9 protein-coding genes are annotated in these 13,875 nt (G+C 62.8%); 7 read left to right on the top strand and 2 right to left on the bottom strand.

Annotation, left to right across the window (positions count from 1 at the left end; all coding sequences use genetic code 11):
* The 3 genes from JQ848_RS13655 to fhuF all read left to right on the top strand — a co-directional run bounded on the left by JQ848_RS13655 (position 1) and on the right by fhuF (position 6,332).
* Positions 1–4,059 carry a non-ribosomal peptide synthetase gene (locus JQ848_RS13655; protein WP_202210835.1) on the top strand — a complete coding sequence of 1,353 codons (4,059 nt, stop codon included), beginning with the start codon at positions 1–3 and terminating at the stop codon, positions 4,057–4,059.
* A 73-nt stretch (positions 4,060–4,132) separates the two neighbouring features.
* Positions 4,133–5,482, top strand: coding sequence for a lysine N(6)-hydroxylase/L-ornithine N(5)-oxygenase family protein (locus tag JQ848_RS13650; RefSeq protein WP_161719974.1), 1,350 nt, complete (start codon positions 4,133–4,135; stop codon positions 5,480–5,482).
* Between the two features lie 85 nt (positions 5,483–5,567).
* Positions 5,568–6,332: a siderophore-iron reductase FhuF gene (fhuF, locus tag JQ848_RS13645; protein ID WP_202210834.1), complete on the top strand. Its 765-nt coding sequence runs from the start codon at positions 5,568–5,570 to the stop codon at positions 6,330–6,332.
* A 15-nt stretch (positions 6,333–6,347) separates the two neighbouring features.
* Here fhuF and JQ848_RS13640 read toward each other — a convergent pair whose 3' ends face one another.
* Complete coding sequence (locus JQ848_RS13640; RefSeq protein WP_003444899.1) at positions 6,348–7,115, bottom strand: ATP-binding cassette domain-containing protein; 768 nt, start codon at positions 7,113–7,115, stop codon at positions 6,348–6,350.
* Positions 7,116–7,302: 187 nt separating this feature from the next.
* On the opposite strand from JQ848_RS13640, the gene JQ848_RS13635 reads away from it, so the two are divergent.
* The 3 genes from JQ848_RS13635 to JQ848_RS13625 all read left to right on the top strand — a co-directional run bounded on the left by JQ848_RS13635 (position 7,303) and on the right by JQ848_RS13625 (position 11,369).
* Entirely contained in the window at positions 7,303–7,797 is a 495-nt protein-coding gene (locus tag JQ848_RS13635) for a sigma-70 family RNA polymerase sigma factor (protein WP_010657397.1), read from the top strand.
* Between the two features lie 23 nt (positions 7,798–7,820).
* Complete coding sequence (locus tag JQ848_RS13630; protein WP_010657398.1) at positions 7,821–8,792, top strand: FecR family protein; 972 nt, start codon at positions 7,821–7,823, stop codon at positions 8,790–8,792.
* A 159-nt stretch (positions 8,793–8,951) separates the two neighbouring features.
* Entirely contained in the window at positions 8,952–11,369 is a 2,418-nt protein-coding gene (locus JQ848_RS13625) for a TonB-dependent siderophore receptor (RefSeq protein ID WP_202210833.1), read from the top strand.
* A 341-nt stretch (positions 11,370–11,710) separates the two neighbouring features.
* On the opposite strand, the gene JQ848_RS13620 is transcribed toward JQ848_RS13625, so the two are convergent.
* Positions 11,711–12,592 carry a LysR family transcriptional regulator gene (locus tag JQ848_RS13620; protein ID WP_202210832.1) on the bottom strand — a complete coding sequence of 294 codons (882 nt, stop codon included), beginning with the start codon at positions 12,590–12,592 and terminating at the stop codon, positions 11,711–11,713.
* Between the two features lie 105 nt (positions 12,593–12,697).
* Here JQ848_RS13620 and JQ848_RS13615 point away from each other — a divergent pair, with 105 nt between their 5' ends.
* Positions 12,698–13,720: a zinc-dependent alcohol dehydrogenase family protein gene (locus JQ848_RS13615; RefSeq protein WP_202210831.1), complete on the top strand. Its 1,023-nt coding sequence runs from the start codon at positions 12,698–12,700 to the stop codon at positions 13,718–13,720.
* The last annotated feature ends 155 nt before the right edge of the window (positions 13,721–13,875 follow it).

Raw genomic sequence — 13,875 nt, 5'->3', positions numbered from 1 at the left:
ATGAGTATTGATCCGCACCAAATCGCCCGGCGTTTCGCCGAACTGTCCCCCGAGCGGCGCCAGGCTTTTCTCGCCAGGCTCGAGGAAAACGGCATCCGCTTTACCGACCTGCCGATGGTCGCGCTGCCCCGGCCGGATGCCTCACCTCTGTCCGCCGCCCAGCGCGGCCTGTGGATTGCCTGGCAGCGCGAGCCGGACAGCCCAGCCTATAACCTGGCGGGGAGCCTGCGTCTGGGGGGGCTGCTGAATGTCGAGGCCCTGGAGCAGGCTTGCAACGACTTGCGCGCCCGTCACGAAGCGCTGCGTACCTCCTTTACCCAGGACGTCGACGGCGAACCGCAGCAACGGGTCAACCCGCAGCAGTTCCAGCCACTGGTCTGCCTGGAACTGGACGAGGGCGCATCGCGGCAAAGGGCCCAGGCGCTGACGTGCCAGGCGTTTGACCTGCTGGCCGAACCGGCGCTGCGACTGGAACTGCATCGCCTTGATACCCGGCAGCACCGGCTGGTGATCGTGCTGCATCACATCCTTGCCGATGGCTGGTCCATCGGCCTGATCATCGAAGATCTGGCCACGGCCTATGCCGCGCGCTGTCAGGGGCAGGCCGCGCAATGGCCGGCGCTGACTGTGCAATACGCCGATTACGCCGGCTGGCAACAACGCTGGCTGGATGCGGGGGAGCAAACCCGGCAACTGGATTATTGGCGCAAACAACTGGGGGACGATCACACGCCCCTGGCGCTGGCGCTGGACCGCCCCCGCAGCGCTGTTCGCGAGTCACGCGGTGCCAGTGTGCGCCTGCAATTGCCCGGTGATACCAGCCAACGCTTGCGCAACCTGGCCAAGGCCGGCGGCGCCACCACCTTCATGGCCATGCTGGCGCTGCTCAACCTGTTGCTCGCCCGCCACAGCGGCGCCGACAGCGTGCGCATCGGTTCGCCGCTGGCCAACCGCTCGCGGGCTGAAACCCAGCGGGTGGTGGGCTACTTCACCACCCTCAGCGTGTTGAGCAACCGGGTCGATGAGCGCTGCAGTTTTACTGCGCTGCTGCATCAGGTGCGCGGCACCTTGCTCCAGGCCCAGGAACATTCCCAACTGCCGTTCGACCAGCTCTTGCAAGCGCTGGCGCCACCCCGCGAGGCGGGCACTCACCCGCTGTTCCAGGTCAAGTGCACCGAGCAGTCGGCCAGCCGCCCGCAGCGCTTCGCCGATCTGTCCATGGGACTGGACGGGCTGGTGGCGGGGGAAGTGCATTTCGACCTGAGTGTGGACTTCACAGACCGCGCCGATGGCATCGAAGTGCTGATCGCCTATGCCTGCGACCTGTTCGATGCCGGGCGCATCGAAGCCCTGGCGGATGAGCTGCGGGTGCTGGCCGAAGCCGTGAGTCTGGCGCCGGAGCAACCCTTGCTGGAACTTGCCGTCAAGCCTGAATACCACCCCGAAGCACCGGCAATCGCCACTGAGGATGTGCTTGATGCCTGGCAGCGCCAGCATCTGCTCAGCCCTGACGCCGCAGCCGTGACCTGCAACGGTCTGACTTTCAGCCGCGGGCATATTGACCGCGCCGCCGAGGCCCTTGGCCAACAGCTGCTGGCCCGGGGCGTCGGTCCCGGTGACCGGGTGGCCTTGTTGACCGGACGTACAGCGGGGCTGGTGACCGGCATTCTGGCCACCCTCAAGTGTGGCGCCGCCTATGTGCCCGTGGACCCGCGCTGGCCGGCCGAACGCCGCTCGGCAGTCCTGGCCGACAGCGGGGCGTGTCTGGTGCTGGGTGCCGATCCCGGGGTGCCGGGTCTGGACTGGCTGGCGCTGGAGACGGATTCGACCCTGCCCGCGGTGCTGAGGGCCTGGCCAGCCCGGGTGCCGCAGTTGCCCGCGTACCTGATCTACACCTCAGGCTCCAGTGGCACGCCCAAGGCCGTGGTCGCCAGTCGCGGCAACCTGGCCGCCTATGTCGCGGGGCTCAGCCAGCGCTTGCAATTGCCGGCCCGCAGCAGCTTCGCCATGGTCTCGACGGTGGCCGCCGACCTCGGGCACACGGTGCTGTTCAGCGCCCTGAGCCAGGGCGGGCTGCTGCACCTGGCCGACGATGATCAGGCCTTCGACCCCGATGCCTTTGCCCACTGGCAAAGCGAACAGGGAGCCGACGTGCTGAAAATTACCCCCAGTCATTTGCAGGCCTTGCTCAACGCCCGCGATCCGGCCCGGGTGCTGCCGCGGCACAGCTTGATCCTCGGCGGCGAAGCCACGTCCTGGGGGTTGCTGCAGCAGATTCGCCAGCTGGCCCCGCAGTTGCGGGTGTTCAACCACTACGGCCCCACCGAGACGACTGTGGGGGCGCTGTGCCAGGACGCCGCCGCTGCCGACCCGCTGCGCGCCCGCACCTTGCCCGTCGGCACTCCGCTGGCCGCCGTTGTGGCCCGGGTACTGGATGCTTATCTGAACCCGGTGGGGCGAGGGGTGAGCGGTGAACTGTACCTGGGCGGCCCGGGTGTTACCCAGGGCTACGCGGGCCGCCCGGGGCTGACTGCCGAGCGCTATGTGCCGGACCCGTTCGGCGCACCCGGTACACGCCTGTATCGCAGTGGTGACCGGGTACGCCGGCTGGATGACGGCAGCCTGGAATACCTGGGCCGCAGCGATGACCAGGTGAAAATCCGTGGTTATCGGGTCGAGCCCGGCGAAGTCAGTGCCGCGCTGCGGCGTCTGGCCGGGGTGCGGGATGCGGCCGTGATCGCCATGCCCGGGGAAGAGGGCGGCGATCAACTGCATGCCTGTCTGGTGCTGGAGCCGGGCATCGCTGTGCAAGCCCTGCGCGAGTCCCTGGCCAGGCAATTGCCGGACGCCCTGGTGCCGTCCCATTGGACAGTGCTGGAGCAGCTGCCGCTGACTGCCAACGGCAAGCTTGACCGGCACGCCCTGACCCTGGCGCAAACGGTCCGGCCCCTGGGCGAGGGCCCGCGCGGTGCGGTGGAAGAGGCGCTGGCGCAGCTGTGGAGCGACTTGCTGGGGCAGGCGGTTATTTGCCGCGACGCCTCCTTTACCGAACTGGGGGGCGATTCGCTGCTGAGCCTCAAGTTACTGGCGCGCATCCGCAAGCAGGGCCTGCAGGGTGAGCGCAAGCTGACCCTGGCCGACTTGCTCAATGCCCCGAGCCTGGCGGCGCTGGCCGAACGTCTGGCGCCACCGCCGGTGAACGACCCGCAGGTGGTGTTCCTGTCGCGTTCGGGGCGCGGAGTGCCGCTGTTCTGCCTGCCGGGGCTGATCGTCAACAGCAGTGAATTCAAGCCGCTGGTGGATGCCCTGGGCGGCTCACGGCCGGTGTATGGATTCGTCAGTCACGTCTACACCGAGCAACGCTGGCGTGGCTATGATCTGCCCGCGCTGGCCCGGGAGTACGCCGACTACATCGCGCGCACGGTCAAGGGCGGGCGCTGCGCCTTGCTCGGCTGGTCGTCCGGGGGCGAGCTGGCGCTGGAAACCGCGCGCCTGCTGCAAGGACGGGCGCAGGTCGAGTTCCTTGGCCTGGTGGATGTATTTGAGTCGGTGCCGTTTCACCCGCGCCAGGCCCTCGACGAGGGCGCACATGCCCGGGCACAACCGTTGCTGGAAAGCTGGCTGGCACGCTCGGCCATGGCCAGACAGTGGCGGCAATTGTTCGCGCTGATGGACCAGCGCGAGCGTGATGCCCTGACCGAGCATGTGCTGGCCCACGACGGGCAATTGCCCAGCGACGGACCGGACTTGCTGTCCCGGGAATTCGAACAATGGGCCTTGCTCGACAAACGCTTGAAAGCCGCCCGCCATGTGCACGTGCCGTTGCCGGTGGCGGCCCATGTCTGGCAGGCCGCCGATTCCCTGACCCGCAGCGAGCGCCTGCGGGACTGGAGCGCGCTGGTGGAGGTGATCGAGCACAGCTGTGTGGCCGATGCGCACCATCTGGACATCATCCGTCACCCGGTCTTCATGGCCGATTTTGCCCGGGCTCTGGCGGCTCTTGAACTCAATGGCCAGGCAGAGGGGGTTAAATTCGCCGAGGCCGCAAGCGTCTTCTAAAGACACATTCTCCAGCGGCCGGACCCGGGTCCGGCCACCGCTCTCTCACTCTCTACAGGAAGGAATCGGTCCCATGACCCAGCACTTCAACCCGACGGCCACCCACGACCTGATCGGCATCGGCTTCGGCCCTTCCAACCTGGCCCTGGCCATTGCCCTGCAAGAGCGCGCGGAGCAGGGCGGCAAGGCATTCGACGCGCTGTTCCTGGAGCGCCAGCCCGACTACAACTGGCATGGCAATACCCTGGTGGCCCAGAGCGAACTGCAGATTTCGTTCCTCAAGGACCTGGTGACCCTGCGCAACCCGTCGAGCCGCTTCTCGTTCGTCAACTACCTCAAGGCCCATGGCCGACTGGTGGACTTCATCAACCTGGGCACCTTTTATCCGTGCCGCATGGAGTACAACGACTATCTGCGCTGGGTCGCCGTGCAGTTCGCCGGGCAGAGCCGCTATGGCGAGCAAGTGCTGCGTGTCGAGCCGGTGGTGGAAGCGGACGGCCGGGTGCAGCGGCTGAATGTGATCAGCCAGAACCAGCAAGGCCGTGAAGTGAGTCGCCAGACCCGCTCGGTGATCGTCAGCACCGGCGGTACGCCGAAGATTCCCCCGGCCTTTGCCGGGTTCAAGGACGACCCCCGGGTGTTTCACCATGCGCGCTACCTGTCGGCCATGGCCACCCAGGCGTGCAACCGTGGCGAGTCAATGCGGATTGCCGTGGTGGGTGCCGGGCAGAGCGCCGCAGAGGCCTTTATCGACCTCAGTGACAACTACCCGAACGTGCAGGTCGACATGATCCTGCGCGCGGCCGTGCTCAAGCCCGCCGACGACAGCCCGTTCGTCAACGAGATCTTCGGCCCCGATTACACCGACCTGGTGTTCAATCAGCCGGAAACCGAGCGCGAGCGGCTGATCCGCGAATACCACAACACCAACTATTCGGTGGTGGACCTGGACCTGATCGAGCGCATCTACGCCATTCTCTATCGCCAGAAAGTCAGCGGCAGCGAGCGCCACGCCTTCCTCTGCCGGCGCATGATCGAAAGCGCCATTGATGTGGATGGCCGCGTGCAGTTGCAACTGCGGGATCTGGCCACCGGCAGCAGCGAGGCGCGGCGTTACGATGCGGTGATCCTGGCGACCGGCTACGAACGTCGCTCCCATCGCGAGCTGCTGGCTCCGCTCAAGGACTATCTGGACGATTTTCGGGTCGATCGCGACTATCAACTGCTGGCAAGCCCGGAACTGGAAACCCCGGTGTTTATCCAGGGTTTCAGCCAGCATTCCCATGGCCTGAGCGACACCCTGTTGTCCGTGCTGCCGGCCCGTTCGGGGGAAATTGCCGCCGCCCTGGAGCAACGTCTGGATGGCATTCGCCAGCCCCATGCGGGCCAGGAAGCACGGGCCCTGCACAGCGTTTCGGCCTGATGGCTGAATCCCGGCGGCGGTTCGGGTATGCTGGGTGAATGATGCTGTTTCTCATTTACCTTTTTGTACAGGGTGCCAGGGGCTGATGATCGACGTGCTTGCACCGCTGTTTCGCGGTGATTTTGAAGCCTACCGGGAGGTGCTGGTGCTGGCCGACGATCCTCGTCCGGCCATTCCCTGTGACGCGCTCCTGGCGCCTGCGGCCTTCAGCGACGTGCTGGGCGGTTTTGCTCAGCGCTATAACGGCGACGACCGGCGGGCCCTGGCGTCTTTGTGGGCCAAGCACTACATCGTCAAGCTGTTGCCGCCGGTGATGGGCGCCACATTATTGCTGCGCTGGCGCCTGCCGCTGGCTCTCGCCGACACCGCCGTGCTGCTGGACGAGGGGTATCTGCCCCAGGGCTTTCGCCTGTCGGGCAAGGGCGAGCCGTTCGCGCCCCAGGTGAGTGATCCGTTCGAGCTGTTCGCGGGCTTGCTGGACGACCATTTGCAGCCGCTGTTCCAGGCCATCGCCAGCCAGGTCAAGGTTTCACCCAAGGTGCTGTGGAGCAATGCCGGCAACTACTTCGAAAATCTGCTCAACCTGATGGCCAGGGCCGGCATGCCTGCCGAACGCCTGGCTGCGGGGCGTGCGCTGCTGGAAACCCGGGTCCGCCCCGATGGCAGCCGCAACCCGCTGTTCCAGCCGGTGCAGTACCTGCCGGTCACCGACGAACAGGGCCAGCCGACCATGCGCCGCGAGCGCAAGGTCTGTTGCGTGCGCTACCTGCTGCCGGAACTCGAGCTGTGCGGCAACTGCCCGTTGAAGGTCAAGCCGTCCGGCAAGCCGGCTTGCGTGCGGGCGGGATAAAAATCCGCCACCGGTTCAGTAATGAAAACTGATTGCCGAGCCGTCGTGGGGGTGGGGCATGACGCCCATACGGATGCCGTAGATGGATTCCAGCACGGCACTGTTCATCAGCTCTGCCGGTGGCCCCTGGATCAGTAAACGGCCGCTGTGCAACGCCACAAGGTGGTCACAGTAGCGCGCCGCCATGTTGATTTCATGCAGCACCACCACCACCCCCAGATCCAGTTTGTGGCTCAGTTCGCGAATCAGCCCCAGCACTTCTACCTGATGTGCGATGTCCAGCGCCGAGGTCGGTTCGTCGAGCAGCAGGTAGCGGCTGTTCTGTGCCAGCAACATGGCCAGCCAGACCCGCTGGCGTTCGCCGCCGGAGAGGTTGTCCACCAGGCGCTCGGCATAGGCGCCGGTGTGGGTCAGTGCCATGGCCTGTTCGACCTGGGCGTGATCCTCCTCGCTCATGCGTCCCAGGGCGCCATGCCAGGGATAGCGGCCAAAGCGCACCAGTTCGCGCACGGTGAGGCCGTCGGCGGCCGGCAGTTGTTGCGGCAAGTAGGCCACCTGGCGGGCGAATTCGCGGTTTTTCCAGGCCGGCAACGGCACGCCATCGAGTTTCACTGTGCCCTGGCTCGCGACTTGCTGGCGGGCCAGCAACTTGATGAGGGTCGATTTCCCCGAGCCGTTATGCCCGATCAGGCCGATGATCTGGCCATGGGGCAGGGTCAGGTCCAGCGGGTACAGGAGGGTGCGCTCGGGAATGTCGAAAGAGACGGCCTGCAACTCGAACATGGGAGGGTCCTGGGGCAAAAGGAGCCTAATCTAGAGCAAATAAGAACCATTATCAAAGATTGTATGGCGCAAACCGCTGCCGGTGACGGTTGTCGGGCAGGCGGGGGCGGCAGCGCCATGGGCAAGTCATTGCCTGCATTAATAGGAAGCATTACTATTCGCACCCCCACCTTTGTAGTCCAGAGCGATGACTCGTAAAGCGCCCCGCCGGGCGGGTTTTCTTGAATATTACGATGAGTTGATCGGGACCTGGACCCGCCGTCTGCGCAATCGTCAGCAGGCGCAGGATCTGGCTCATGACACTTTTGTCCGGGTGTTCGAATCCGGCCCGGATGCGGTCGAGCAGCCCCGTGCCTATTTGCATCAGACCGCGCGCAATATCGCGGTCGACGGTTTTCGCCGGGAAGAGTTACGCGATGCCAAGGAGCAGGCTGCCGTTCCCCCAAGCTCGTGCGAAACGGGCGATCCGGAGCAGTACATGCGCGCTTACCAGTTGGCCGAGGCGGTTGAAAGAGCCTTGCAGGAACTGCCGCTCAATTGCCGCAAGGTGTTTGTCTGGCAAAAGATCGAAGGCCTGACCCAGGCCGAGATTGCCGAGCGCCTGGGGCTGTCCAGGAACATGGTGGAAAAGTATATGATCCGCACGCTGCGCCATCTGCGTGAGCGGGTGGAGGCGCCGTGACGACATCAGATAAGGACAGGATGATGGATAGCCGTGACTGTACGGGTGACAGCGCGAGCGTGCGCGATGCCGCCGCGACCTGGTTTGCGCGGGTGCAGGCACAGTCCCTGAGCCCTGCCGAGCAGGCCGAATTCGAGGCCTGGCGCGCCCGGGATGCCAGCCATGAGGCTGAGTACCAATGGCTGGCAAGCCTGTGGTCGGCCACCGATCTGCTGCCAAAAGCCCGCTTGCAGGCGCTGTGTGAACTGCCGGACAGAGCGCCCAAACGCCGTTCGGTCATGGCCTGGGGGCTGGCCGCCAGCCTGTTGCTGGCGCTGGGGGCCGGTTTAAGCCTGCAATGGCAGGAGCCGGGTGCTTATCACGGCGAATTTTCCACACTGGCGGGTGAATACCGTGAAGTGCAGTTGCCCGACGGCTCATCGATCGAGCTCAACAGTCGCAGCCGGGTCAAGGTCAGCTTCGAGGGGCAGCAGCGCAGGGTCGAGCTTGAGCAGGGCGAGGTGATGTTCAGCGTTGCCCATGATACGTCCCGACCCTTTGTGGTGCGCGCCGGTGCCGGGCAGGTGACGGTTACCGGCACCCGCTTTGATGTCCGTCGCGACGGTGATCAGGCCCGGGTTGCGGTGGAGTCGGGGCATGTCCGGGTGCAGGGTAGCGATGCCTCGGGCGCGGTCAGCCTGACCGCGGGCCTTGGCACCCGGGTCGATGCACAGGGGCAGGTAGACGCACCGCTGGCGGTGGATACCCGGGCGCTGACGGCGTGGCGCACGGGGCAACTGCAGTTCAATGATGCAAGCCTGGCGCAAGTGGCCGCCGAGGTCTCGCGCTATCGTCAGCAGCCGTTGCACGTGACCGATCCGGCCGTGGCCCGGCTCCGGCTGACCAGCGTGTTCAAAACCGCTGACACCGATGCCTTGCTCAAGGCCTTGCCGCGAATCTTGCCGGTGGCCATTAACACCCGTGCGGACGGCAGTCAGGAAATAGTGGCCCGATAATAATTGGCTGCTGGATTCAGGTTTTTTCCGAGTTCTTCGTCTTCTAGATCAACTGCAACTGGTTTGCATTAACAGTCGCACTCAAGTGCGATCTACAGGGCAAGACTCGACGTGAAAAATAACAATCTCCGTGGGCGACTTTCTGCGCTTGAAACACCTTTGAGCTGCTCTTTTTCGATTAAACCAGGCCGCTGGTTGCCGCTGGCCCTGGCCCTGGCCGTCAGTGCGGGGTTGCCGGCTGCGTTTGCCGGTGAGCCTGCCTCCAGTACCATCCATATTCAGGCCCAACCTTTGGGCGCAGCGCTGAGCCAGCTGGCCCGCCAGACTTCATTGCAGGTGTTCTTCAGCCCGCAGCTGGTGGCCGGCAAACAGGCCCCGGCGGTCGATGGCAACTTGTCGCCGGAGCAGGCATTGCACGCATTGCTCCAGGGCAGCGGCCTGAGCTACGAATTGAACGGCGATGCGGTGATCCTGCAGGCAGCACCTGCGGTCAGTGCTTCAGCGGCTTCCGGCCCGCTGGAACTGGGCCCGGTGGATGTGAAAGTGGTGGGCGACTGGCTGGGTGATGCCAATGCGGCGGTGGTGCAGAACCATCCCGGCGCCCGTACCGTGGTGCGCCGCGAAGCGATGGTCGAGCAGGGCGCGATGAATGTCAGCGACGTGCTGAAGAAGATCCCCGGGGTCCAGGTACAGGCGCCCAATGGTACCGGTGGCAGTGATATTTCCCTGAACGTGGGGGTGCGTGGCCTGACCTCGCGCCTGTCGCCGCGCTCCACGGTGTTGATTGACGGAGTGCCCGCGGCCTTCGCCCCTTATGGCCAGCCACAGTTGGCAATGGCGCCGATTTCCTCGGGCAACCTGGACAGCATCGACGTGGTGCGCGGTGCCGGCTCGGTGCGTTACGGACCACAGAACGTGGGCGGGGTGATCAACTTTGTGACCCGGGCGATTCCCGAAACCTTTGCCGGTGAAGTCGGCACCACCCTGGAGACCTCCGAGCGTGGTGGCTGGAAGCACATGGAGTCGGCCTTTTTGGGCGGTACCGCCGACAATGGTATCGGTGCGGCGCTGCTGTACTCCGGGGTCAAGGGTGATGGCTATCGGGCACGCAACAATGACAACGACATCACTGACGTGTTGCTCAAGACCCACTGGGCGCCCACCGATCAGGATGATTTCAGCCTCAACTTCCATTATTACGACGCCACGGCGGACATGCCCGGGGGCCTGACCCAGGCGCAGTTCGACGCCGATCCGTACCAGTCGGTGCGCGACTACGACAACTTCAGCGGACGGCGCAAGGACGTGTCCTTCAAGTACCTGCGCCAGATCGACGACCAGACCCAGTTTGAAGTCCTGACCTATTACACCGACAGTTTCCGTGGCAGCAATATTGCCGCGCGCAACCTGCAAACCCTGTCGGCCTACCCGCGTAACTATCACACCTTCGGCATCGAGCCGCGGGTGTCCCATGTCTTCACGCTGGGGCCGGTGACCCAGGAGGTCGGGGTCGGTTATCGCTACCTCAAGGAAGCGATGCACGAGCAGGCGAGCATGCTGGAACTGGTGGATAACGTGCCGGTACCGGGGCCCAAAGGCGACGGTCATGTGTATCAGGACCGAACCGGGGGCACGGAGGCCAACGCCTTCTATATCGATGACAAGATCGATGTCGGTAACTGGACGGTCACTCCGGGGATCCGTTTCGAGCGCATCAGCACCAACTGGCACGACCGCCCGGTGCTGGATGGCAAGGGTGTGCCGGTGCCGGAGAAAAACCGCAGCATCGACAGTAGCGAAGCGCTGCCGGCCCTGAGCGTGATGTACCACCTCTCGGACGCGTGGAAGCTGTTTGCCAACTACGAGACTTCGTTTGGCAGCCTGCAGTACTTCCAGTTGGGGCAGGGTGGCACGGGGGACCAGACGGCGGCAGGTTTGCGTCCGGAAAAAGCCAAGACCTATGAACTGGGGACGCGCTATGACAATGGGGTGTGGGGCGGTGAAGTGACACTGTTTTACATCGACTTTGCCGATGAGCTGCAATACATCAGCAACGATGTGGGCTGGACCAACCTCGGAGCCACCAGGCACCAGGGTATCGAGACCTCGATCCACTACGACATGGCGGCGCTGGATGCCCGTCTCGACGGGCTGTCGGTCAATGCGGGGTTCACCTACACCAAGGCGGTGGCCGAGGGTGACATCATGAACTTCAAGGGCCGCGACCTGCCGCTGTATTCGCGTCAGGTGGCCAACCTGGGGGCGCGTTATGCGGTCAACCGCTGGACCTACAACCTCGACATCTTTGCCCAGTCCAAACAGCATGCGCCGGGTACCGGCGGCACCTACATCACCGACCCGACCGCGGACGGTCAATACGGAGACATTCCGGGGTATGCGACCTGGAGCACCCGTGTGGGCTACGACTTCGGGCCTGAGGCTTCGAACCTGAAAGTGGGCGCGGGGATCAAGAACCTGTTCAACCAGCAGTACTTCACCCGTTCCAGCGACAACAACTCCGGGATCTACCTCGGAGAACCCCGCACCTTCTTCGTCCAGGCAAGCGTGGGCTTCTGAAACCCGCCCGTCTCTGTAGGAGCGAGCTTGTCTCGCGAGCTTTTGATCTTGAAAGGCTCGCGAGCAAGCTCGCTCCTACAGAATGCGGGGCTATTTTTGGATCTTCGGGCAGGGCACGGGATTTACCCCTGTAGGAGCGAGCTTGCTCGCGATCTTTTGATCTTGAAAAGCTCGCGAGGCAAGCTCGCTCCTACAGAATGCGGGGCTATTTTTGGATCTTCGGGCAGGGCACGGGATTTACCCCTGTAGGAGCGAGCTTGTCTCGCGATCTTTTGATCTTGAAAAGCTCGCGAGGCAAGCTCGCTCCTACGGAATGCGGGGCTATTTATGCCCCATGCTTACTATTGCTTCAGGGCGTTGATCAGTGCCCTCAACGCTGCGGGGACGTGACGTCGATTGCTGTAATAAACGTAAAGATCACCAATTGAGCATGTCCACCCTTTCAAGCATCGGACAAGCTGGCCGCTCTCAATTTCAGCTTTTACAAGGTCTGAAAAAACCAGGGCCAATCCTGATCCCGCCAGGGCAGACTCGATCATCATTCGCTGGTCGTCCAGCGTCAGCCTGCCGTTGGTTTCGACGCTTAGCTGTTCTTTTCCCTTGGCAAACTCCCACGGAAAAACCACACCACTGGCGAGGCGGTAGCGAATGCAACTGTGAGCCAAGAGGTCTTCCGGCGTTTTCGGTACGTCATGTCCTTGAAAATATTCCGGCGAGCCAACAACCACAAATTCGAGGGTTTGCTTCAAGGGTATGGCGATCATGTCAGGCCTCAAGCTCCTGCCAAATCGGATGCCCGCGTCAAAACCTCCTGCCACGATGTCAACCAGACTGTCGTCGCACGATACATCAACACAAAGGCCGGGGTTCTCACGCAAGAGCTTGGCCAGGACCCCACCAAGAATCAGGTGCGCTACGGCCCGGGGCACCGTTAGCTTGACCGTGCCAGAGGGCGTACCCCGAAATTTATTAAGATCGTCCAGTGCACTGGCAACCTCATCGAAAGCAGGCTTGAGGCGTTGCAGTAATTCCTCACCCGGTTCGGTCAAGGTCACAGCTTTGGTGTTGCGGTTGAGCAGTCTGACGCCTAGATGTTGCTCCAGGGTTTTGACTGCATGGCTTATCGCCGAACGTGTGACTCCGCGCTCAATTGCTGCCTTTTGAAAGCTGAGGTGTGTGGCGACAGCAACGAAAGCAGACAGCTCGCTCATCTTCGCTTTCATGTTGAATTTTCCTCACCATTGGATCAAATGTGTTGAGCCATAAATTCTACCCCGGGGCGGGTAGACTCTCCTTCGATTAATGATTGATTGTTAGGAGATTCAAAAATGCGAGCTTATGAAATTGGCGATCAAAGCGGTCTTGATACCTGGAAGCTGGTAGAGCGTCCTGATCCCGAGCCTGGTCGTGGACAGGTTGCGATTCGAGTACACGCGGTGTCACTCAATTTTCGCGATGTGCTGCTGGCAAGCAAGGGCTACGGATTCCCTGTCCATAGCCCTCAGGCTATAGCGGCTTCTGACGGCGCGGGTGAAATCATCGCAATCGGAGAAGGTGTAACGCGCTGGGAAGTCGGCGACCGTGTGGCTGGAATCTTTGTACAGAACTGGTTTGGCGGACGACAACCAGACGATGCCTTTGACAACATGCTCAGCGGCTCGCTCGATGGAATGCTGGCGGAGATCGTCGTTCTCGATCAACAAGGCGTAGTGGCGATCCCTGAGCACATGTCATATCGCGAGGCATCAACCTTGCCGGTAGCAGGTGTGACGGCGTGGAACGCGCTGTATGGCCTCAAAGCGCTACAACCCGGCCAGACGGTACTGACCCTGGGTACTGGTGGAGTCTCAATCTTTGCGGCCCAGATAGCCCTTGCCGCAGGTGCCCGGGTTATCACTACATCGTCGAAAGAAGCAAAACTCGTTCAAGTTCGCAAGTTAGGTGCGATAGAGACTATCAATACGAGTACGACGCCGCAGTGGAGCAAGGAAGTTCTGCGACTTACAGGCGGCATGGGCGCTGACTATGTTGTTGAGACGGGGGCGCCGGGAAGCCTCGTTCAATCAATTGCAAGTGCCCGCGCAGGGTGTATTGTCATTCTGCTTGGAGTGCCTCCCGGTGAAACGATCAATGCCCTGAGCCTTTTACAAACGAGCGCGATTTTGCGCGGGATGATGGTGGGCTCCAGAGAGATGTTCGAAGCACTCAATGCCTTTGCAGGCATAGCCAGGCTTCATCCGATAATTGACAGCGTCTTTGGCTTTGAGCAGGCCACAGAGGCGCTGAAGGCCCTTGCTCAAGGCAACCATTTGGGGAAAATCGTGGTGGATGTTTCAGGTCGACAAGCCTGATTTTCATCACCACGACAGCAGTGACACTGGCCGCCCAGCCGGCAACCTGGGCGGGGCCATTTTTGGACCTTCAGCCAATGCACGGGTATTTCCCCTGTAGGAGCGAGCTTGCCTCGCGAGCTTTTGATCTTGAAAAGCTCGCGAGGCAAGCTCGC

This window comes from Pseudomonas paraversuta, assembly GCF_904067025.1.
Taxonomy (GTDB): domain Bacteria; phylum Pseudomonadota; class Gammaproteobacteria; order Pseudomonadales; family Pseudomonadaceae; genus Aquipseudomonas; species Aquipseudomonas paraversuta.
The sequence above is the reverse complement of the archived record's forward strand: the minus strand, read 5'-3'. Positions and strand labels throughout refer to the sequence as shown.

Coding starts and splice junctions, on each gene's coding strand:
- JQ848_RS13655 (WP_202210835.1), top strand. CDS start 1: ATGAGTATTGATCCGCACCAAATCGCCCGGCGTTTCGCCGAACTGTCC.
- JQ848_RS13650 (WP_161719974.1), top strand. CDS start 4,133: ATGACCCAGCACTTCAACCCGACGGCCACCCACGACCTGATCGGCATC.
- fhuF (WP_202210834.1), top strand. CDS start 5,568: ATGATCGACGTGCTTGCACCGCTGTTTCGCGGTGATTTTGAAGCCTAC.
- JQ848_RS13640 (WP_003444899.1), bottom strand. CDS start 7,115: ATGTTCGAGTTGCAGGCCGTCTCTTTCGACATTCCCGAGCGCACCCTC.
- JQ848_RS13635 (WP_010657397.1), top strand. CDS start 7,303: ATGACTCGTAAAGCGCCCCGCCGGGCGGGTTTTCTTGAATATTACGAT.
- JQ848_RS13630 (WP_010657398.1), top strand. CDS start 7,821: ATGGATAGCCGTGACTGTACGGGTGACAGCGCGAGCGTGCGCGATGCC.
- JQ848_RS13620 (WP_202210832.1), bottom strand. CDS start 12,592: ATGAAAGCGAAGATGAGCGAGCTGTCTGCTTTCGTTGCTGTCGCCACA.
- JQ848_RS13615 (WP_202210831.1), top strand. CDS start 12,698: ATGCGAGCTTATGAAATTGGCGATCAAAGCGGTCTTGATACCTGGAAG.